Here is a 21,053-nt window from a genome sequence, read left to right as displayed (position 1 = left end):
GGACATTGCCTACGTTGATAGAAATTGACCGACGCAATAGAGAACTGGGAAGCTATAGTGCACAAGACCGTCAGGTCAAAGGACGGGCTAGAACTCGGAAACGTGGTAGAAGTGGACGAAGAAAAGGTGATCACAATTCAGGGTGTGATCAAGGAGCATGAGTACAGCCTTCCGCATACCGCAGTCGAGGGCTTTAACGGCGCAGAAGTCCGGCTCAACATAACAAGAAAGGAAGCGCAACAGTATCAGGTATAGCAATCGTTGGTCTGATAAAGATCAACTACCCTCTCTATTTCACACTGGCAGAGCCTTCACATCTTATGCGACGGATGGTCCGGTAGCATCCAAATTAGGCTGAAACCGCCTTGTCACGGAGCGCCTTGACACCATCTTTCGAAACACGAACGGAATCACATTTCTGACAGCCTCCCTGACTGCAAAGCCCGCGTTTCGCGACAGGGTGTTGCAAAGAGTATCACACTCAAACAATAGCTCACGTGCTTCTTCCGGAGTGACCTCGGGGTGCTTCCAGACTAGGTGCCCGTCATCCCAGTGGCTCCAGTCCCAGTCTGTTATTCTGTCCTCATATTTTTGAAATAGCGGCGTCGGTGCAAAAGGCGTAAAGATTACGGGGAGAACGGCGGGGATTTCCAAGCTGGCCAGTTTTTCAATGTCTTTTCGCATCGACTCCTTTGTGTCAAGCTCGTGGCAGAACATGTAGGTCCCAAGGACAAAGCAGCTGTTATCCCTCATTTCCTTGATAACCTTGATGTTGGCACCTGAGAGCCTGCCTCTGCGGTAGTCATTCAAGGTCTTGTCGCGCAGTGACTCAATTCCCATGAGACACCCAAGGAACCCCTTGTCGCGGAGGCGAGAGACGTTGCCGTTAAGTTCAGACGAACTGGTCAGGCAGAACCACATCAGCCCGCGTTCGGCAAGCATCTCGATTACCTGCCAGGAATGCAGCGGGTTTTGAAGAAAGGTTTCGTCGTAAATCACCACGGCGTGAACCTTTTCCTTTGCATACACGTCCAGAATTCGCTCAATCTCTGCAAGTTCAAGCGTCATTAGTTCCGGAATCACCGCAGGCGTGGGGCAGTACTCGCACTTGTACTTGCAGCCCCGGATTGAGTAAAGGTAACCCACCTTGGCCTTGAACTTGAAAAAATGAGCTTCTCCTATTAGAGCCGGATGGCGGATACCCGTGCCCCTTATCCTGTCGCCAATCACTGGCATCAGGCGCTGCTCTCCGTAGCCGCTAAACGACCTGTCAAAGAATTCCTTTGCACCCGGGGTATCTATTCCCCATCCGCCGCCCCAGACTTCCTTTACGCCGTGCGATCTGGCAAGCTGCACGATCTTTTTTGCCTCCCCTGTCTGTGAAGTAAGAAAGCTGACCCCCAGGACGTCAACGCCGGTATCAAGAACCTTCTCTATTTCACCGATTGAAGGATACTCTAAAACATCAACTCCCTCAAAATTTTCAGAGAGAAAGCGTATCCCCATTGCCGGGGTGTAAGCGTTGAGCCACCGGTGCCTGCCGCGCTTGTCGATTTTGGTGATAAAGTTGGGCGTTTCTGAACTTGAGCGCGGGGACACTAGGACTATTTTCCAGTCACGCGGGATGCGACTGGAGGGCTGGGCAGTCTTTACTGAGGAGCGCGGGTCTAAAAGCTGCATCTATGGCTAGGAATACGGTTCACGAGCATATATGGATCTCGTATCGGCAAATCATTCTATGGGATGCTAATGATCAGTACTTTCCCAACCGATGATTAATTCTCTACGCGACTGATTCTACGTCAGCTACTGCCAAGTCAAGGCTGTACATACTGCCAAAGCTCAGCAAATGGCTTGTTGAGAATGACCTCTGCGCCGTTAAAGCCTTCAACTATTGATTTGGGGTACCGGGCATGAACTCGATCCCCTGCCGACTCGATGACAATGGCATCTTCTTCAACTGCAGCTACAATTCCTGCGCCCTGACCGTCTGCTGCTCTAACGCTCTTGTGTATTACCGCTTCCCAGTTTGGAACTTGCTCCATGAAACGAGGCTTGCAATGACGCATTTTAGGAATGCTTCACACTTTTCCGTAGTGACCATACCGTCCCAGCGGTCAATTGCGCGTCATCGATGGCGCAGGGCTGTCGAGACCGAATCGACGCATATTCTCCTGTTTTTCGTGCAGGCAAGTCGAGCGCTGGCGCAATAGTCGAGATTGGGACTTTCTCCTGAATCGTCGTGAACACTCGGGTAGAGCCGACTGGTGTGCCAAACTTTGCTGATATTCTGCGCCCAGAAAATTACAAAAGTCCCTGGATTTCTAGCTGGGAGGACCTTTTCGCCAAGAATTGCAGTAGCGATGCTGTCATCAAAAACCTCTCCCACTTGATGGTGTAAGAATCGTTCGCATGAGATATTACCATTGTGCAAATTATCAACAGCAGCGAGGCCATGACAGTTCCCTTTTCCTCCTTGTTGCAAAATATGATAGTCAAGATCCCCTATCCTGCGGTGGCCCTTATCGCATTAATTCTCGTGCCAGCTTCACTGTCTCTGGTCCTGCTTCCCTCAAAATCGTATGAACAAGATGCTCAAACCAATTTCCCGCCGGACAAGTACTACAAGTTGCGTGAGAATCCGTCCTACGCAATCATCATACCCGAGGTGTCTTCTAACGACACGACCCAGTTCACCCCGCGGGAGGTGTCAATCCCAGCGGACATGACAGTAATCTGGACGAATAACGACAATGACGTCCATTCCATCACCACTGTCTCAAATGCCACGTATTCGCCGCCCGAGGCATTCGCTTCCAAGCTCTTGGAGCCGGACGGCGGCACGTTTGTATACAGTTTCAAGCAGGTTGGAACATACCATTATGTTGACGGCCACCACCCAAACATATCCGGCGTCATTAACGTTGGCAACGGGATGGCGACCGGCAAGCACATGAACATGATGATAGGCGGCCTTGGAGTACTTCCCTTCAATCCATCCCGGCCGCAGAGTTTCGTGGTTTCCTTCATCCCCAAGGACGTGGGAATCCCTCCTTACGATTCGATGCTGTACAACGTCACCATCTCAAATTCTACGTCCAAGTTCTACGCACATACGTTTGCCACGAATTCAGGAATTCTCGACCTGGAGCTTTTGCCTTCCGCAAAATCAACGGGCAATTCCACAAACCCTGGCGCGAGCCAATTCAAGACGTGGGGACCGGACATCATAGGAGTGAATGGTCACACCACAGGCACTTACCACATCAAGGGGCCTATCATGACTGATCCAACGCAGTATTTTCTGACAGTTCGGATACTGACCAAAGACGGCAAGCCGCTTAACGAGCCCCCTATAATAGACCAGTTTATTCTACCGCCGCGCGTGAACAACATAACAACTGTCACCTCCGCGGCCAATGGAACGGAGGCGAGCACTGGAGTCAGCGTTCCTGGCAGTAATACCACTATCACAATAGTGCCGTACGAAGGATCCAACGTGACAGAGATAATGCCCCACCAGATGCCTCCGGCGAAATCCACAAAGACAAATCCTGCGCCGTAAGCCACACAAGCGATGCCTGCAGGTCTAGCGACCGCAAACAAGGTCCAACATGTACGCAGGCCGAGTTTGAGATTGCCTGCTATGCAAGCTGCCTGCTGGCTTTTTCCCGCAGTATCAATAGCCTTGTCATCCCAATGCCTGCTAGAAACCCCCCGACGTGAGCCATAAAGGCAATTCCCCCAAACCCAGTTCCCCCAAGCGAGACAAAGCCAAGGATTAACTGCATCGCGAACCAGCCAAAGGCGCCTCTGTTTCCGAGAATTACCGAAGTTCCGATTATTCCTGATATCGCTCCGGAGGCTCCTACAAGGTGGGTAGAAGGATCGCTCAGCCCAAACTGAACCGCACCAAACAGCAGTGCCGCAGCTACGCCTGAAATAACGTAGATTAAAAGGAACCTCCAGTGGCCTAAACTGGCTTCCACATACCGACCAACCGCAACAAGGGCCATCATGTTGAGTGCAATGTGTGCGACATTGGCGTGGAGAAACATTGAGGTAAATATCGTAAGGATTGCTCTGCTCGGATCGCTGAAGAGATAAGCAGGAACAAAGGCGTAATTTAGGAGCGCCCTCTTACTTATGCCATAAGAGGCGTCAATGCTCACAAGGTAGGCTGCGATATTTAGTACGACCAGCGCAATTACAACAACCGGCAATCCTCCACTCGCGCTCATTTCGCCGGTCCCTCGCTACCTGGCGTAATGCTGCCAATCGTGCGCTGCACTCCAGATATCCACCAATCATACAAGATATGCATTAGAACACGGATTTCCGTTGTTCGTACTCTTGGCATAGTCCTCTCTGACAGTTCCGGCCTGAGGCCTACATCCGTCAGCGCAATGAGGTGGGCTATCGTAAAGGCAGGACCCTGGCGAGCCTCACGTACTAGCTTTGTTGTGGAAAGTACATGTCTTCGTCAGGATTGTTCTTCTTGCCGGCCTGTCTTGCCTTTTCGGAATGCTTGTCGTGCAGCTTGCCAATCAACAGGTGGGTGAGTATAAACGAAATTATCGGATGTATGCCCCAATAGAGCACCTGCCCCAGGTCAAAAAAGTCAGGTCCAATCCCGAGATCCGATGCTGCTTGCTGCAGTTCAGTCATGGAAAGCTTGCCCGCGTCCACGCCGAGGTACTTTAACATGGCCTTGAGGTAATCAGGCGTAATGACTCCCGTGTAAAGCATTAGAGGAATCCACTCTCGATTCCAGGATATGGTGCGGTAGAGCTCGTCAATATTCCTTGAATGATACAGCCGCTGCATTGCAACAGACAGTCTGCCAAGCTCCTGCTTTCTCTCCTGAAGAAGTTTTTGGCCTGCCGCTGTGAGCGAGAAATGGTGTACTGCAACGTCTGTCTTGCGCTTTGGCAGTGTTATCGTTACTGATGGGGAGGACCCGTGCATCTCCGGCTTTGCATCGTTTGGTTTGCCCGATGTGCCCGTGTCGGAATCAGTCGGCCTTATTTTGCCCCTGTCATCGATTGATATCAGCCCCTCGTCGAGCAGATTATCAAGCATGTATTCAACGTGAATTTTAAAGAACTTGCCAAGCTCTGCCAGCTTTTCAATGTCGGCGCTGGTGCCTTCCTTGTCCAGCTTGTCTATAACGGCTAACAGCATGATGTGGTTTTCATTTCTGCATAACTTGGCAACGGACAATAGGTGAATCAGCAGGCGTGCCATTAATACGCCTTTTGTCATCTCATTATCATGGCTCTAATCTGTAAAAACCTGTGAAGCATTCAAGTGATAGTTCTCAAAGGTTATCAAGAGTTTATGCAAAAAATGGCTCCTGCCCGAAAGAAGCGGCGGAGGCTAGGGCGCTGCCTGCTGCCCAAGGACTCACGTGCCTGTCAAGAACGGTGCTCCGGCCTGCAGCGCCGAATGCCATCTCGCAAACAATCCGCACGTCTTTAGCATCCATTAGGACAGGAACGGCGGCCCGCAGTATAAGGCGAGCGCTCAGACATCTGTCTGGTCAACAAGAATGAAAGGCTGTGGGGGCGGATGGCAATTCCTGCAATCCTCTTATTTGAGTGCAAATACATGGTAATAGTTGGAACACGACGCGCAGACAGACGAGCACTTGATAGCGTGCAGCTATTGCGGCAGGCGTCTGATAGTAAAGGACAACGTCAACGATGGACTGGCTTTTCTGAGCCATCTTAAGAACGATCATAACATCTATTACACTTTTCAGCGGATGGTTGCGGCAAAGACCGACAAAGCGACCCGTCTTAGAACCGTGCTGGATGACCCTGACAATTCAGGCTAATCCGGGAAGCCGCATTTCATTGACGTGTGACTTGCTTGCATAGCATTCTTATACGTGAGAAAGCACCAGTAAGTGATGGCTCATAAACCTCTTATCGGTGTTCGCGATTACAAGGCTGTTTTAACTAACCCGAGAAACTGCAAGACGTGTAATGAACCAGCCACTAAAGATTTGTTGTTTGCCTCCGGCGACGGGATAACGCTGATCCAAAGGTACTGCACTAGATGCGCAACCGAGGCATCGGCCGGCTTTAGTGGAAGTATGGTTGGAAAGGGCATCTAGACTTGCCCTACGTTCGACCCTCGATTGGACCCGCGCCCTCGGGAGCACCAAAAAATGGTCAGGAGAGAGTGACCGTGGATCGAGACGGCGCCAGTCACCTCGAGTACTTCATGAACGGCAGCTGGCGTCATAATAATTCTGGGTGCAAGAAGAAAGTAAACTCTGAGTGCAGAAGGACCGATTAGGTCAAGCGCAAAGCATTAGTAGCTGACTGGTAACGAGCCAACATGGGCAAGCCTACCACCACCAAGCCAATAATTACTGGCGCAAGAAAGCAACCTGGCTTCTGCATTAAATGTGCCGCACCGGCAACGGTCGAAGCGCACTTTAAGGAATCCGGTGTCGTAATCGTTGAACGGTACTGCGACAAGTGCATAGTAAACGCCTCGAGATAAGCGGGGACCGCGAACAAGCTATTCGTCTCGCCAATTCATTCCGCTCGGATGGGACCTGAGTTCCACCAAAATCCTGGCATGTACTGCGTAGAGTTGACATCTGATTCTTCGCTGCAAGTTAAATATCCGCTTTATACAGCGTTATTTATTGAAAAGAAGAAGTTTTTCATCAGGCCAGAAGTGCGAGTGCAATTGTCATAGCAGGCCAAACACCGATTATTGCGGCTACTGCTCGCCCTCGCATACCGGACGGACGTCATTTAAGAGGTAGTTACCAAAGAACACCTTTTCTCTTTCTTTTTCCCCGTTTTGATTCTTCTGGCTTTCTGGGAGGCGAGGTATAAACCTCTAACTTTAAGAGGGGAGACTCTGTAAGTATTGGCAGTGTCCATCGGCCTCCTTACAGATATTCTAATGCAGGTCTACGCTATCGTCTACAAGGCGTTGGACCACAGCTTGATTAGCCCATTTGTCAGTTTTGCAAAGGGCTTTGAGTTTGCCATCATACTGATAGTCGGCATATCGTTTTTTGTCCTGAGCGTGTTCCTGATGCTGCGGCAGGCAAAGAAACTCCCGAACTCGTATTCAATTGAAATTACTGATGTGTTCAGCCAGGATGCAAGGGTTGACGGGCTGCGCACGCGGTTCAAGACCTACGATGCTGCCGAAAGTTATGCCCGCATGTACAGAAACGAGTATGCGGGCCAGTACCAGTTCCGAGTGGTTGGCAGCGTGCAGCTGTACCAGCAGTAGCTTCGCTTAAGCGGGCCTTCGGGCGGGGTACTTTGAAGTATCGTTCTCATGCCCCGGATGAGTTTGAATGTGCCTCCAGTAGCCTGACGTAGTTACCGGCTCTTTGCATACCGGGCAATTTGAATATCCGCATTTATGGTGTCCCGAATAGTTCGGGTGGATTGTTGTGTGGCATGTACTGCATATTTCCATACCTGCCTTACATCATGCCGAGTATTAGTGCTTATCCCACGCAGAAGCTTGACATAGGAAGCGCAGGCAGCAGCTCTGAAAAGTTTACCCGAATGTCTAGACTGCCTCAAGAGGCAGGCTCAGGCTCGTGCCGCCTATCTAGATGTTCTGACCTCACTGCGTCGTTTTCGATTCTAGCATCTGCGGACCGCAGGCATGCCATAAAGTGCACCTATTTTTGGCTGTGAACGATGCCTGAATCAGGTCGAGTATATCAGAAATCAACGTATTTTGCGTAAAACGCGCTTGATTTGCACATACAATAGCAGTATTATTTGCGCCTCGGCTGCCGATTATCGTGAATAACTCTATCAAATTTGCGATAGCTGGAGCAATAATAGCTGCGGTAATTGCATCGGCAATAGCAACTACCATTCCACATGCAAAACCCTCAAGCGGTGTAAGCGACAACAACTCTACACAGCCTGTTTCAACTCCTGTACAGCACAAAGTGCTCCGAATCGGCTATTTTCCAAACATTAACCATGCACAAGCAGTGATTGGCCTTGGCAATGGGGATTTTCAAAAGATGCTAGGCGATAGCGTAGAGGTAAAGACGCAGATTTTCAACGCGGGGCCTTCGGCAATCGAGGCAATATTCGCAAAGCAAATTGACGTTACCTACGTTGGACCCAACCCCGCGATTAACGGCTATATCAAGTCGAACGGCGAATCAGTTAGAATTATTTCCGGAGCTGCTAGCGGAGGTGCTGTCTTCGTAGTTAGAAACGATTCGGGAATTCAAACGGTCAAGGACTTTGCGGGCAAAAAGTTTGCCTCGCCGCAGCTTGGCAATACGCAGGATGTGGCGTTGCGAAAGTATTTGCTTGACAACGGCTACCAGACGGCAGACAAGGGCGGAAATGTTACCGTGATCCCTGCAACAAATGCCGACATTGTCACCCTGATGCTCAAGAAGGAAATCGACGGCGCGTGGGTCCCGGAGCCATGGGGAGCTAAATTAGTGCACGAGGCCAACGCGCACGTATTTGTTGACGAGCGGACTCTGTGGCCAAACGGCGACTTTGTAACGGCACAGATTGTGGCCGATCCTTCCTATGTACAGAATAACCCGGACGTGATAAAGAAGCTGCTAGACGCAAACGTCAACGAGACTGTCTGGATAAACAGCCATCCAGCTGAAGCGCAGCAAGCATTCAATGATCAACTAGTCAAGCTAACAGGCAAGGCAATCCCACAGGACGAGTTTAGCGATGCCTTCTCAAGGCTAAAGCTGACCTACGACCCAATCAAATCGTCTCTTTTCAAGGCTGCGGACGATGCATACCAGATTGGATTCTTCAACAGCAAGCCTGACCTGTCGAACATATACGACTTGACGATACTAAACCAGGTGCTTGCAGAAAGGGGACTGCCCCAGATTAACTAGACGGATAAAACATCTTTCTGCTTCTAGGGGCAAGCATTCTGTGCCGTGTCCGGCCTGCACTCCTCGTGCAATCTGCTCGTCTGCCAGTCAGGTGGTAGGCGTCGTCTTGATAGCCCCTGCTTCGTCCCTTCTCCAGGGCGTTGCATGGTGCTGGCCATAAGGCAGGTTTACCTCAAATGCAGCCCTTATCTGTTCCTCGTCGTCGTATCGTATGTAGTGGTCCAGCGTTTCAAAGAGGGCAATGTACTCCAGGTCTTTGGAATTAGACCGAATATGGTCGATTATCTCTGCCCTGAATGCCGGCAAACTCAGGCCGCGGAGTAGCCCCATGGCGGCATCAAGAAAGTCGGCTTCCCGCATCACGCGTTCCGTGGAGTGGTTCAATGCTTCAGAACTTATGCTGGCCTCGTGTCTCTGCACCTTGACAGTGCTTTCAGCACTCTTGCCGCTCATAGGATACTTACTAGAATCTTTTTGATAAAGTTTCCGCTAACTCCTGCCTGGCCCTCATGGGATCGGCTACAGTTTACGATAAGACCAAACCTGAACCCTGTTTCAAAACCAAGAAGTACAAAATTGCAACACCTTGTTTCTACTATGCAAATCTCTCGACAGAGGGTACTGATTGCTCTCCTTGCAGCAGGAATCGTTGCAGGTGTTTCAGCTATTTCGTTCTGGAGCGCTGGCCCTACGGTCGCCAGCGCTCAGAGCCTTAACGGTTCGCAGGCAGCTCCAGGTGCCACTGGCAACCTTGGCAATCACACCAAGGCAACGGTGTCAACGTCAGGCACCGCCACGAGCAAAATCAAGCCCGATAAATTCTCAGTCACCCTTGCCGTTGAGACCAATGGCACCACTGCGGAAGCGGCAGAAGGGGACAATGCTAATGCCAGCGCCCGGGTCATTTCAGCCGTAGAAGCCCTTGGCATACCTCAAAGCCAGATTAGCACAAACTCGTACACCATCTCGCCGGTATATGCGCAATCGCAGACGCCTGGCGGACAGTGCCCTGCCATTTCACCAGCGCCCCCCGGGTGCCAGCAAGGAAGCAGCATTACCGGTTACATAGCAGTCAATGCGCTGACCGTAACTCTCGACACTGCCGGGGCAGTCGACGCCGGCAAACTCATAGATACAGCAGTCCATGCGGGGGCAAACAGCATAACCCAGGTAACCTTCTTCCTGTCCGACGAAAAACAGCAGCAGGTGCGCGACAGCCTGATTCAGGACGCCATTTCAAATGCAAGGCACAGCGCTGACGTCGCGGCCAAAGCCGTCGGAATGACCGTCTCCGGGGTACAGTCAATTGTAATGAGCGAGTCGCCGTTTCCTGCATATTCCCTTGCGCCCGAAGCGGCGGCTTCAGCCAACACCCAGATCCTGCCGGGCCAGCAGGACGTAACAATGACGGTCGAGGTTGTCTACTATATCAGCTAGGCTGCATCAGTCCCGGCCGCGCCAATACAATGTGCCAATGGATCAGAGCACACTGGATCCGTCGCCTGCTTGCATCCATTGAATGCTGAACCGTAAAGGCGGTTCATCGCGACCTGCCCTTACTGCAAGGAAGGCGTCTGCTTGAAATACTGTGCTGACCAATTGGTAGACTGGATTGGCGGGTCAGAAAGAGTCTTCCAGGGCAGGTGCGGGACTTTCCCGCAAGGGCCTTGTACTTGCCGCAGTGGTTCTGGCCCAGTTCATGGTGGTACTTGATTTTACCATCGTACAGATCGCCATTCCGTCAATCGGAAAGGAGTTTGGCATATCAATCAACGGGCTCCAGTGGATAGTTACCGCCTACGGTCTGACTCTGGCCGGCTTTCTGCTTCTCAGCGGACGGGCGGGGGACCTCTACGGCCACAAGAAACTATTCATCGCCGGCGTGATTGTCTTTTCCACCGCCTCACTGGCGGCTGGTCTTGCCAACTCTGAAAGTGTGCTTATAGCTGCCAGGATTGTCCAGGGCCTTGCAGCAGCCATGGCATCTTCGACAGGGCTGTCGATTCTCACCGCCACATTTCCCGAAGGCAGGGAAAGAAACCGCGCGCTCAGCGTATTTGCGGCGGTGACCGGGCTTGGGTCTGCTGCAGGAATGATAGCCGGAGGCGTGATCACGGCGTCCCTTGGGTGGAGATGGGTGTTTGACATCAATGTCCCGGTGGGGCTGTTCATAGCCGTCCTTGCGGCAAAGTCTGTTTCACAGGCAGGATCATCTTCGAACAAAAGCAGGCACCTGGACATCATTGGCGCGGTCAGCGTGACTGCCGGGCTTATGCTGCTCGTTTACGCCCTGAGCGTCGTGCAGGCTACTGGAGTCGGGTCTCCAGCCTCGGTTGGACTTCTCTTGCTGTCAGGCATTGTCATTGCGGCTTTTTTCTTTATAGAGTATGGCTCAAAGATGCCTCTTGTGCCGCTTGGATTTTTGCGCCGAGGCTCTGTCTTTGCGGCAAACGCACTGGCTCTGCTTCAGCTTGCAGGGTACGTCGGGATGGTGTTTATCCTGACGAACTATTTCCAGCAGGTAGACGGCTATTCGGCGCTTGCCACAGGGCTGGCATTTATCCCCATGAGCATCGTATTTCTTGCCGTTTCCGCGTTTCTTTCCGCACGTCTTGCAAACCGGCTCGGGGTCAAACCGGTTATAATCTCAGGGATGGCGCTCCAGACCGCAGGATATTTACTGCTCTCGAGAATCTCGCCCATGGCTGACTATGCTGCCAGCCTGCTCGCGCCAATGATAGTTGTCGCAGTCGGGACGGGGCTGAGTTTTACGGCCGTAAATATCGCGGCCCTAGCCGGAACGAGAAAGGGCGAGGAAGGCCTTGCCTCCGGCCTGGTTAATACATCGCGTCAGATTGGCGGGCCCATTGGCCTGGCCGTGCTTCTAACCGCTGCGGATATTGCGGGGGCGAGGCCGGGAGGCGCCCAGCCGGTGCCAGCGATGGTGACGGGATTTGACTATGCGTTTCTGGCGGCGGCCTTTCTCACCGGGATTGGTATTGTCTTTGCCGCCTTTCTCAAGGAGCAAAAGAGCGACGCAATTCCCAACGAAGCCGTGCGCGCAGACGAGTAATTCTGTTTCTCCAGAGCGCCTTGCAGGCGAAATAGTCTTTATTATCATCCCTCCTTACCGTTTATGGTGTTCGATCGGTGGAAGACAAAGGACAAGCCTGCTTCGGACGATCCTAAAGCAGAAGGCAAGCCCCCTGCAAGCGCGGATGCTTTTGCCGGTGTCAGCAGCGATCCGTTTAGCGATGGCCTGCGCCTTTACGAAGCATCAAAGTATGACGAGGCCTTGCCGGCGTTTGAAAAAGCTATCCAGAACGACCGCCGGCACGAACATGCACATTATTACAAGGCTGACGCGCTCTTCAGACTGGGCAGATTTGACGAGGCCTTAAAGCCCGCCGAAGATGCAGTCAAGCTGCGCGAAATCTTACACAGGGAGTACAGGACTAGAAAAGAAAGCGATAGGGAAAATGAGATAATGGAGCAGCTAGCACGGGCTTACCAGCTGAAAGGCTCGATACTCATGAAGCTGGCAAGGACAGCCGAGGCCGCAAATGCATTCAGCATGGTTTCAAAGTACTATCCAAGGCTTGCGCTGGAGAACCCCGAGTTTGACGGCAAGTACGTAGAGGGTCTGATAATGTCCATTGTTTCCTACCTGGGGCTTGGAGACTCCCGCCAGGCGCAGGCTCCTGTCGAAAAGAGCGAGGAAGGAGAATCGTACAGGAAGGCGTTTCGCCAGGCCAAGGAACTTCTTGATGATTACCTCAAGGTAAGGCCTCATGACATCGACGCACTGGTACTCAAGGGCGGGATCATTCTTGAAATTCTCGAACCGGGTTATGCAGACAGGGGCGATTTCGACGAGATAAAGCTGGCCGTCAACAAGGCGGTAGAGTTTGACCCAAACCACGCGCCGGCGCACGCAATAATGGGTCTGATGTACCAGCGGTCAGGCGTTTACACCCTTGCACTTGACAGCTATGACAGGGCAATCCGGCTGTTTGAGGACAGAATTACTGAAATCAAAAGCACCGGCGCACAATTTGGCAAGAAATCCTGGTCTGAACCGAGCAGCTCTCCAAGCAAACTTCCATCATGGAAAAGCTGGGATCACGTGACTTTGAAGCTGAACCTTGCATACGCCATGATGGGCAGGAGCGTGGCACTCGCCTCGGACGGCAGGGAGAGAGAGGCTCTGGAATACCTTGAACTGGCAGAAAGGATTCACTTTGACAACTTTGGCCTCACGGCAGCGCCGGATGACGTGAATTTTGTCGAGGCGCGCCTAGCCTATGCCCACAACTTTCTCTACAAAAGCCTTGTCGACATTTCAATTGCGCGAATTAACTACAGGAACCGCATGAACCAAAACGTCGTCATAAAGCTGGAGCAGGCGGGGAGGAACATCGACATGGGACTCAGGTTCGTCGTGCAGCTCGAAAAGGATCTGTCTGCGGGGAAAATCAGGCACGTCAGCGGCAGGCAATTGCTGAGCTTGAGGACGGCAGACGCCAATTTCAAGTACCTGCGCGAGGTCGTCGGCATGAACAAGGTGCAATTCCAAAACGGTCACTCCCCGAGCTTTATTCAATAATCCAGGCCGGAATAGCCTGATATTAGTCGGGTGCCCACATACCGCGTGCTCTGGATAGATATCTCGCGTTTATGCATCGATACGGCCGATATTGTGCTAAAGGCCCTTGGCGATAAATCCGTTGCATACAACTTTGATGCAGGCAAGGCCGCAATCAACCTGCCCGACACGCCCGACATCCAGACGGTCAGGGAACTCATCAGCGACGCGCTTTCCAAATCTCCAAAAAAAGACGATTATCTCGTTGTAGACAATGCCGGCGACGAAACGCGGATCAGCGTTCTAAGGCAGGGAGATATCGAGGAGCTCGGCCTTTATCTCTGCAGCCTGTGCGCGATGATATTTGGGAGCAAGGAGGAGAAAGTGGTGCACGAGCGTTCGCATCTGTTTGGCTTCGCATTCTAGCTCCGGCAAACTATCATAGTGAGCCCGGCTTATCTCCTGAGTTGCTTTTGAACGTGCTTGCAGATCGTCTTGATGCCGCTTGGCTTTTCAAGTATTGCGTCGATCCTCAAAATTCCTTCAAGGACCTTTGGAATCTCGAGCATGTCAGAAAAATAGGCAGTCATCATCATTACTTTGACCTGCGGATTGATTTCTGTAACCCTTTCCAAAAACGCAAAGCCGTTCATTTCGGGCATCTTTACGTCGCTTATCACAAGGGAGTACATTTGCGAATTCCGGGTGAAATGATCCAGCGCCTTTTCCGGGTCGGTAAAGCCGTCAGAGATCAAGTCCCACTTTTGCAATGCCTTTTGAATGACTGTGAGAACATCTGGGTCGTCGTCCACGACCATTATCTTTTGATTTTTGGCCAGCGAGTCCAGTGCAAGGGTTTCCAGCAGAATTCTAAAGTATATACCTTTCCGGGCTTCTGAAGGCTCGGCTCCATTTCATGGAACAGGACGCAAGAATTTTCGATGACTGCCGCGTCAAAAAGATTGGAGGCTAGAGGTCTCGCTTCAGATCGTCTGCAGCGTCCCTCGCCTTTATCTTGGCCTTGTTCCATGTTTCAAAGCTAGGCTTGCCTTCGGCATGGTCCTCGGCAGTTCTGACCTTGGCTTCAATATCCTGAGCCATATTCTTTGCATCTTTTCTAAGGTCTGTCATCGAGTCGTACATGCACATTATAGTTTAAGAAGGCTGCCTGGATTCTTGCGACAGACCTCATTGCACGTGAGCGCTATGGATAACGGCTGCTTGCCAGATATTACTAGGCTTTTTGGGATGGGCGACTCGCAATACCACAGTATGCGGCAGGGCCTTTGAACCAAATCGCAACTGCAATTAACCTTGTTGCCTATGTCAGAAGCAGCGCATGTCTTCGGATCATGAAGTTAACGATCAGCAGAGGGTGCAGGACAAGATAACGAAGGAAACCCTCCAGCCAGTGACAAAGCCAAAGTCGAAACTTGACAAAGAGATGCAGGAGTGGGAGGTAGAATCGACCAAGGGCGGCCAGAATTCACTGGGCGAAGGTACGGTCGATTGAGGAACCTAGCTCTGTGGAACGGAAATCTGGCTATTTGCAGGAATATTCGGGCCCAAGTTATTCGCAACTGACTTGGCAAACATCAGCGCCGTTGCTTTTGTATCCCCGTCAGCGTCACTGTCGGCTGCCACTTCATAGTATACGTTGCCCTTGTAGCAGAATATCTCAGTTCTCTGCCCTGGGTCGAGGTTGCCGTAAAAGGCTCCAAAGCAAACAGAGTTTGAAACTGATGAAGTATCGAACTTTTGATAGCCTTCAATAGAAAACTGCGTGCTGCTCGAGTACGCTTCTAGCGGGCTTTGCGTCGAGTTGTAGGCTGCGAGAAAAACCGAAACTGACGTGCTTCCTGATTTTGCCGACTTGAAGTAGCCCCCCTCTACCACGGAATTTGTACTTGGGTTGGTGTTAAATTTTATCAGCTTGCCGGGGCTGAGCCTGCTATTCTCGTAATCCGATGCATTTACCGAGTGCGGAGGAGGAGCAACCACGGGCTGGATGGCCCACTCTGCTCCGATCTGAGAATGCGACGGGAGTAGCGTGACCAGATTAGTGCCGGCAGCGATTTGTGGCGCTGCTGGCTGGGCATTGTAAATCGGCCCTCCATTACCCAAGTTTTGGCCGGGGTTGCCGCTTTCCAGTTCCGGCGCCCCCAGCGCTGTATTTGAACGGGGTTCGTCTGAAAGGGCGATTGGCGAATTGAATTTCCAGCCGTCAGACGCAACGAGTCCCGCTACAAAGGCTGCAGCTATAACGACTCCCGCGACCGCAAATACTGCCGATCTCTTGGGAGCCATGAACAAGTGTTCTTTGATGGCTCGTATTTATGAGTATAGAAATAGCAAGAAGGTTGGCAGCACAATTGTCGAATGCTGGGGTTTTTATGAAGTCAAAACTGAAATGGATTTCTATAAAACTAACCTAGTACCTTTACTTCTAACACATTACCGCCAACGCTTTATACGACATCACGCCCCTGCAAGCGGTTGTTGCATGACGCAGCTTCTCGCGGTTGAAAGACATCAACAGCGAAGGAAAAAGCGAGCAGAGTTCCTGATTTGTGACGCATGCTATTGGACCGCATCGGCTGTAAGTTTTAGAACTGTCGAAATCAAATCTTGTCCCATATGCAGCGAACCCGTTAACCGGATCGATATTTCATTGGCCAGCATTTTGCATAGTTAGGCGCGGAGATTCTTAAGACCGTCGCGCTGCCAAAAGTGGGAAAAGAACGGAACCAAGTCCCGTTCCCTTATGCTGCGGTCGCGTGTTTGTATTCGTGTGGCACATCGGAGGGCTTTCTCGTTCTTCCGAACAGCTCTTTTCTGTAGGCGATTAGAAATACTGCCGTCATCGTGCAGCCTACCCCATAGGCAAGCCAACCGCCCCAGATTTCAAATGCCGTCTCCTAATTCACCTGTAGTATTATACGAGGAACTAGTTTATAAATACGAGTTTTTTATGCAATGTGGAAGATTCTGAAAAAGACTTGCCTTTGACTGGATAATCTCACCATAATATTGATAAACAGCCAGTGTTCATATAATTATTGAAGAAACGTGTCAGAGCCTGTAATCCTGAACTGGGAGAGGGTCATGCACAAAAACGTAAGGTCAAGCGACGGAGTGGATGCCGGCAATATCATCGCCGAGTCGGGCGAGACATTTACCATCCTATCGGGGGCAAGCCGCGAGTACAGAGTCCCCAAGGACTTTGTAGAAGGCTTCAACGGAAGCGAGGTCACCCTGAGCCTGACCTACAACTACATGCTAAAGTTCAAAGTCTCCTAGATTCGCAGATCGTTTGTATCTAAAGGTCCATACCTAGCCCGAGGGCTTGCAGCTGCCTTCTAGAACACCAAAAATTAGGCGCCATCTTTCGCGTTTCTATTCTTTCCGATCAGAATCAATGCCAGAGGCTTTAGCGGTCTTGCGGCCTCCGCGAGCAATCCAGCGTTAGAGTCTAAACTATGCTGGAGGCGCGCCCATGCCGGAGAGCCCTTCCATCATCCTGTCGTACGACCTGCCAAGGTAGTACTTTTCATAGAACGAAAGGTGCTGCCCCTCCGGAACCTTCATTAGATACTCGTGCACCCGCTGCGCCCCATCTCGGCCCGACGCCATCGCTTTTACTACCAGTGTTTCGCCTGTCGTCACGTCTCCGGATGCAAACACGCCGGGGATCGATGTCTCGTGGTGGTCGCCTATCGCTATCGCCCCCTTTTCGCCGGTCTCAAGCTTGGGCACGTTTTTCTGAAGAAATGAGTTCGGCCCCCTTCCTATGGCCATCAGAACGGAGGAGCAATCAAGGCGAAATTCCTTTCCAGGCACTGCCTCGGGCTTGCTTCTCCCTGACTCGTCAGGCGGCCCCATCTCCATTGTGTCAAACACTGCGGTTGTCACTTTGCCGGAACCTTCAAACGCCTTTGGCTCGGCAAGGTAGAGAAACCTGACTCCTTCCTCGTGGGCCTCTTCGAGCATTATCGGGTCAGCAGGCATGTCCGCTTCGGTGCGCCTGTATGCGACAGTCACGTTTCCTCCGTCAGACAGCCTTAGGGCGGTGCGTGCGCAATCCAGCGCCGAGTCTCCGCCGCCAACAACTATGATGTCCCTGCCAAGCTCGTACTTGGGGTTTCGTAGATAATTGTCAAGCCCATTTGAGAACACGTCTCTCAAAAAATCATAACCACTCATTACCCCCTTGAGGTCCGCTCCCTGGCAGCGCAGCTTTATCGGGTCGCGGGAGCCCGTGGTGATAAGCACTGCGTCGGACTCGTCTACGAGCGCGTCGAGCGAAACGTCGCCTGAGTTATTGCCTCCAACCCGCACGCCGTTCTTTATCGTGACGCCCATCGAGACAATCCTATCCACCTCGTGCTGGAGCACGTCTTTTGGCAGGTGGTAGTCGGGTATGCCGTACCTCGCGGTGCCTCCTGCCAGCGGAAGCTCGTCATAAACCGTGACTGCATGGCCGTACCTGCGCAGAAGCTCAGCCGCTGCAAGCCCCGATGGCCCTGCACCGATAACCGATACTTTTTTTCCGCTGTCCTTGGCCACCGTCGGGAGGGTATCCTTGCCGCTGTTCTTGCGCTCCCAGTCGGCCACATAGCGCTGTATTAGCCCGATTCCTATAGGCTGGCCTGACCAGCGGAGGACACACGCATCCTCGCAGAGCCCCGACAATTGCGGGCAGCAGCGGGCCGTGACGCCTATCAATGGGTTGGTCTCCCTTATCCTCTCATGAGCGGTCTTGAAGTCACCTCGTGCCACTGCCTCATTCATACCGCGGACGTCGAGCAGCACGGGGCATGCATCGATGCAGACTGGCGTACCACACAGGAGGCATCGTTCGGCCTCTTTCATCGCCTCCTCCTCGGAGTATGGCTGCTGGACTTCGGAAAACCCGTCCCTGCGCTTGTCAGGGTCGGCCTTGCGAAAAGGAAAACCGCCTACACGGTCAGGCTCTACTTTCAATTGTTCAAACATAAAACATGCCGGGAATGAAATATTATGCTATCGCATGTCCGATGCTAGACACATAACCCGCGGCCATGGATTTATGGCCTGACGCGGGAGCAATTTCCAAATTCGGAGCCCTGCACCGTTCGGCAATGGTTGTCAGGCCATTGCATACATCAGGTACGAAGAGGCCGCGACAAACAGGCCAATGTCTTCCAGTTCCGCACCTACCTTCACCCTGTGGCCCGTGTCGCTGATTCCAAGTCCAGTCGCCTCGCCGACTGGCACCCCGCGGAATCGCTTGAGCCTGTGGCTGGACCCTCCGTGCCTGTCGTGCACGCCCACCTCGGCGAGCTGCTCGTGGGGAAAATTGTCAAGCCGCGATATGTACCTGGGACCTTTCAGATAACTTTGTGGTGAATGACCGGCCGGCTTGTTTGTCATCATGTAGAACTTGCCATCGTGCCTGAAGACATGCCTGTTGATTGTCAGGACGTCGCCAGAATGATCGTCAAGGTCAAGGTAGTCATGATGAGAGCTCTTACCGGCCATATCTTCCGCGCCGGCTTCCCTTACCGAGAGCGAAAAAGGCCTGGGCTGCCCGTGCACCCGGTTTGAAAGCACCCACTTCTTGCTGTCACTTTGCCTTGTAAGCGTAAAGGTAGAGTCGTTGCTTCTTTCTATCTCTGCGACCTCTTTTCCGCCCAAGAACACCTTTGCCTCAAGCGGCGCGGGAAATTTTTTGACAACGTACTCGCTCAACTGACGAGATTATCAGCGCGGAAAAATTTATGCGTTGTCAGGGCAGCTGGACGGTGCAGGTCCTGGCCGGTTGCGCCGGGCCTGCAAGTGAAATGCCTTGTCTGTGCAGCAGCATACCTTTGACATACTCGCCCACAAACCCGCATTCAGCCTTGACATGTGCCTGTCAACCGCCTTCCAGTCAATGGTGTCCAGCGGCAGTAATTGCCATTTAATACCAATGCTTATATACTCCGCTGCCAATAGTACTGGCATGTCAGATAAGCGTAACCCGCGAGAAGAACAACGGACAACCGACCAGATAGCTGATACTCTCAGAGATAATACCATGCGAGTATTCGACGAGACGGCCAAGGTGCAGCCACTCCTTGCACAGTCAGTCTCCAACCTGCAGCTGGATTACTTCCAGACCATGAAGAACACCATCAGCACCTACTATGCATACAAGAAGCAAATGGCACAGGCACTCAACCTTCCGCAGTTTCCAGAGGCAAACGAGCAGGTTTCAAAGCAATCAACCGAAATGACAAACAACGCAATCCGCTCTATTGGGATCTACCAGCAGCTCACCGTCAACGCGATGGATGCCGGCCGCGAGAACCTAAAGATCTACAACCGCACGGTCGATGCCGTGACTGACTTTAACACAAACATCCTCAGAGCCTGGAATGCGTGGGCAACCCAACAGCAGCAACAGGCGCAGCAGATGTTAAGGCCGCAATAAGCATCAGGCCTTTTTTCCTTTTTTTGCTGAAATCTTGGTCAGCCGCAAATTTCTATCTATTCGCCGGCAGGTATTTTCGTCCCAGGCGTAGCCGGAAAAGAACAGCAGTCTTTTGCAACTCCCCACTGCCACTCCGAAAAGAAAATCGGTTGTTAACCGCCAAAACGTACAGGTGCTTATAGACCGTGAGCGAGATATCCGCATGGCTTGAAAAAGGCAGAGACAGTTTTAATCAATTGCCCATGGTGCGGTGCGCCTCAGGAGCACGAGGTGCGCGGAAGTGCTTTCGAGATAATTTGCAATGGCGGACTTGCTCCGGCGAGATCCAAAAGGTGGTGCAGCCGCCGGATTAGCATCGAAGTTGACCGCAGCACAGGTGCGCTCAAGATCGCGAGGGCTCGCTCTGGAGCTGTCACAGCTCCTAGCGTGCAAATGGCGCCTCCCCGAACGCCGAGGCAGACCTTCGCCGGCTCTGCGACAACGCTGGACGCCTATGAAGAAGCTGTCAGGCTCGTAAATTCCTCAAAGCACGTGAGCGAGGACATGAAGGCACAGGCAAGGGGAATTCTCGAGTACGTAAGGGCCAATTCGCCGTACTTTCTGCCAGTCGTCGCCGAAGGTGTCAAGAAAGTTTTTTACATCTAGCCCCTGCCCTGCGCCAGCAGCGGCAGTATTTTCCGCAGAATAATGCCTTCGTGGTCGGAGCTAAAATCAAAAGACAGGATTAGGAGCGCCAGCCCTTCGCCGTCGGCGCCACCAAGCGGGATCTCTATACGCTTGACGCGCTTGAAGATTGCAGCCGTGTAGAGAAGTGGCCCGAGCTTGTATGCAAAATCCTCCATGGTCATCTTGCCAAGCACTGCCTTCATTGCAAAGCTCTCGCGCTCCTGCTCTGTGAGTATGGGCTCAAGGCCGCTACGGAGCTCGCTTGCAACTATCCTGCCCATCCTGCTAACAAGGGCCGCGTACCTTATCGACTGGTCAGCCGCAATTATCTTTTGGCAAAGCCTGGCCGGATCCAACGTCCCTTAAGAAGGAGCCTCTTGGTATTTAAGCCGCAGCCGGCGTTTTGGAAAAGATTGAGGCGTGTGGGCACTACCGTCCACACGCCCGTCCGGTCCTAG

25 protein-coding genes are annotated in these 21,053 nt (G+C 52.2%); 14 read left to right on the top strand and 11 right to left on the bottom strand.

Features of this window, described 5'->3' with window-relative positions; genetic code table 11:
- Positions 1-24 precede the first annotated feature (24 nt).
- Positions 25-255 carry a hypothetical protein gene (locus ABI361_08410; GenBank protein ID MEO9320679.1) on the top strand — a complete coding sequence of 77 codons (231 nt, stop codon included), beginning with the start codon at positions 25-27 and terminating at the stop codon, positions 253-255.
- Positions 256-318: 63 nt separating this feature from the next.
- Here ABI361_08410 and ABI361_08405 read toward each other — a convergent pair whose 3' ends face one another.
- Entirely contained in the window at positions 319-1,680 is a 1,362-nt protein-coding gene (locus tag ABI361_08405) for a radical SAM protein (protein MEO9320678.1), read from the bottom strand.
- Positions 1,681-1,817: 137 nt separating this feature from the next.
- Positions 1,818-2,045 carry a hypothetical protein gene (locus tag ABI361_08400; protein MEO9320677.1) on the bottom strand — a complete coding sequence of 76 codons (228 nt, stop codon included), beginning with the start codon at positions 2,043-2,045 and terminating at the stop codon, positions 1,818-1,820.
- A gap of 383 nt (positions 2,046-2,428) precedes the next feature.
- Between ABI361_08400 and ABI361_08395 the strand changes: the two genes are divergently transcribed.
- On the top strand, positions 2,429-3,565 hold the full coding sequence (locus ABI361_08395; GenBank protein MEO9320676.1) for a hypothetical protein: 1,137 nt from the start codon (positions 2,429-2,431) through the stop codon (positions 3,563-3,565).
- 79 nt (positions 3,566-3,644) lie between these two features.
- On the opposite strand, the gene ABI361_08390 is transcribed toward ABI361_08395, so the two are convergent.
- Entirely contained in the window at positions 3,645-4,241 is a 597-nt protein-coding gene (locus ABI361_08390) for a rhomboid family intramembrane serine protease (protein MEO9320675.1), read from the bottom strand.
- A gap of 211 nt (positions 4,242-4,452) precedes the next feature.
- Positions 4,453-5,223, bottom strand: coding sequence for a hypothetical protein (locus ABI361_08385; GenBank protein MEO9320674.1), 771 nt, complete (start codon positions 5,221-5,223; stop codon positions 4,453-4,455).
- Positions 5,224-5,620: 397 nt separating this feature from the next.
- Here ABI361_08385 and ABI361_08380 point away from each other — a divergent pair, with 397 nt between their 5' ends.
- The 4 genes from ABI361_08380 (at position 5,621) to ABI361_08365 (ending at position 8,890) form a co-directional block, all read left to right on the top strand.
- A complete protein-coding gene (locus ABI361_08380) occupies positions 5,621-5,839 on the top strand; it encodes a hypothetical protein (protein MEO9320673.1) in 219 nt (72 codons plus the stop codon).
- Positions 5,840-6,348: 509 nt separating this feature from the next.
- Complete coding sequence (locus ABI361_08375) at positions 6,349-6,516, top strand: hypothetical protein (GenBank protein MEO9320672.1); 168 nt, start codon at positions 6,349-6,351, stop codon at positions 6,514-6,516.
- Between the two features lie 378 nt (positions 6,517-6,894).
- The gene (locus ABI361_08370) at positions 6,895-7,269 is read left to right on the top strand and encodes a hypothetical protein (protein MEO9320671.1); all 375 of its coding nucleotides are present in this window, start codon (positions 6,895-6,897) and stop codon (positions 7,267-7,269) included.
- Positions 7,270-7,798: 529 nt separating this feature from the next.
- On the top strand, positions 7,799-8,890 hold the full coding sequence (locus tag ABI361_08365; protein MEO9320670.1) for an ABC transporter substrate-binding protein: 1,092 nt from the start codon (positions 7,799-7,801) through the stop codon (positions 8,888-8,890).
- 87 nt (positions 8,891-8,977) lie between these two features.
- Here the strand turns inward: ABI361_08365 and ABI361_08360 are convergent, their stop codons facing one another.
- The gene (locus tag ABI361_08360) at positions 8,978-9,343 is read right to left on the bottom strand and encodes a hypothetical protein (protein MEO9320669.1); all 366 of its coding nucleotides are present in this window, start codon (positions 9,341-9,343) and stop codon (positions 8,978-8,980) included.
- Positions 9,344-9,487: 144 nt separating this feature from the next.
- Here ABI361_08360 and ABI361_08355 point away from each other — a divergent pair, with 144 nt between their 5' ends.
- From ABI361_08355 to ABI361_08340, 4 genes are all read left to right on the top strand, one after another.
- On the top strand, positions 9,488-10,327 hold the full coding sequence (locus tag ABI361_08355) for an SIMPL domain-containing protein (protein MEO9320668.1): 840 nt from the start codon (positions 9,488-9,490) through the stop codon (positions 10,325-10,327).
- 175 nt (positions 10,328-10,502) lie between these two features.
- Positions 10,503-11,963, top strand: coding sequence for an MFS transporter (locus tag ABI361_08350; GenBank protein ID MEO9320667.1), 1,461 nt, complete (start codon positions 10,503-10,505; stop codon positions 11,961-11,963).
- 66 nt (positions 11,964-12,029) lie between these two features.
- The gene (locus ABI361_08345; protein MEO9320666.1) at positions 12,030-13,496 is read left to right on the top strand and encodes a tetratricopeptide repeat protein; all 1,467 of its coding nucleotides are present in this window, start codon (positions 12,030-12,032) and stop codon (positions 13,494-13,496) included.
- 30 nt (positions 13,497-13,526) lie between these two features.
- A complete protein-coding gene (locus tag ABI361_08340; GenBank protein ID MEO9320665.1) occupies positions 13,527-13,901 on the top strand; it encodes a hypothetical protein in 375 nt (124 codons plus the stop codon).
- A gap of 29 nt (positions 13,902-13,930) precedes the next feature.
- Here the strand turns inward: ABI361_08340 and ABI361_08335 are convergent, their stop codons facing one another.
- Together ABI361_08335 and ABI361_08330 are read right to left on the bottom strand one after the other, a co-directional pair.
- Positions 13,931-14,287, bottom strand: coding sequence for a response regulator (locus ABI361_08335; GenBank protein MEO9320664.1), 357 nt, complete (start codon positions 14,285-14,287; stop codon positions 13,931-13,933).
- Positions 14,288-14,444: 157 nt separating this feature from the next.
- Positions 14,445-14,606 (bottom strand): hypothetical protein, encoded by a 162-nt coding sequence (locus tag ABI361_08330; protein MEO9320663.1) that lies wholly within the window; start codon positions 14,604-14,606, stop codon positions 14,445-14,447.
- Between the two features lie 208 nt (positions 14,607-14,814).
- Here ABI361_08330 and ABI361_08325 point away from each other — a divergent pair, with 208 nt between their 5' ends.
- On the top strand, positions 14,815-14,988 hold the full coding sequence (locus ABI361_08325) for a hypothetical protein (GenBank protein MEO9320662.1): 174 nt from the start codon (positions 14,815-14,817) through the stop codon (positions 14,986-14,988).
- A 5-nt stretch (positions 14,989-14,993) separates the two neighbouring features.
- Here ABI361_08325 and ABI361_08320 read toward each other — a convergent pair whose 3' ends face one another.
- Entirely contained in the window at positions 14,994-15,782 is a 789-nt protein-coding gene (locus tag ABI361_08320) for a hypothetical protein (GenBank protein MEO9320661.1), read from the bottom strand.
- A 762-nt stretch (positions 15,783-16,544) separates the two neighbouring features.
- Between ABI361_08320 and ABI361_08315 the strand changes: the two genes are divergently transcribed.
- Complete coding sequence (locus ABI361_08315; GenBank protein ID MEO9320660.1) at positions 16,545-16,775, top strand: hypothetical protein; 231 nt, start codon at positions 16,545-16,547, stop codon at positions 16,773-16,775.
- Positions 16,776-16,952: 177 nt separating this feature from the next.
- Here ABI361_08315 and ABI361_08310 read toward each other — a convergent pair whose 3' ends face one another.
- Together ABI361_08310 and ABI361_08305 are read right to left on the bottom strand one after the other, a co-directional pair.
- On the bottom strand, positions 16,953-18,458 hold the full coding sequence (locus ABI361_08310) for an NAD(P)-dependent oxidoreductase (GenBank protein ID MEO9320659.1): 1,506 nt from the start codon (positions 18,456-18,458) through the stop codon (positions 16,953-16,955).
- A 144-nt stretch (positions 18,459-18,602) separates the two neighbouring features.
- Entirely contained in the window at positions 18,603-19,205 is a 603-nt protein-coding gene (locus ABI361_08305; GenBank protein MEO9320658.1) for a hypothetical protein, read from the bottom strand.
- Between the two features lie 253 nt (positions 19,206-19,458).
- Between ABI361_08305 and ABI361_08300 the strand changes: the two genes are divergently transcribed.
- Together ABI361_08300 and ABI361_08295 are read left to right on the top strand one after the other, a co-directional pair.
- Entirely contained in the window at positions 19,459-19,929 is a 471-nt protein-coding gene (locus ABI361_08300; GenBank protein MEO9320657.1) for a hypothetical protein, read from the top strand.
- A gap of 207 nt (positions 19,930-20,136) precedes the next feature.
- On the top strand, positions 20,137-20,574 hold the full coding sequence (locus ABI361_08295; protein MEO9320656.1) for a hypothetical protein: 438 nt from the start codon (positions 20,137-20,139) through the stop codon (positions 20,572-20,574).
- Here ABI361_08295 and ABI361_08290 read toward each other — a convergent pair.
- Positions 20,571-20,951, bottom strand: coding sequence for a hypothetical protein (locus ABI361_08290; GenBank protein ID MEO9320655.1), 381 nt, complete (start codon positions 20,949-20,951; stop codon positions 20,571-20,573). The two genes, ABI361_08295 and ABI361_08290, sit on opposite strands and share 4 nt — an antisense overlap.
- Between the last annotated feature and the right edge of the window lie 102 nt (positions 20,952-21,053).

The sequence above is a fragment of the Nitrososphaera sp. genome, from assembly GCA_039938515.1.
GTDB lineage: Archaea > Thermoproteota > Nitrososphaeria > Nitrososphaerales > Nitrososphaeraceae > Nitrososphaera.
This window is presented reverse-complemented; position numbering and strand designations above follow the sequence as displayed.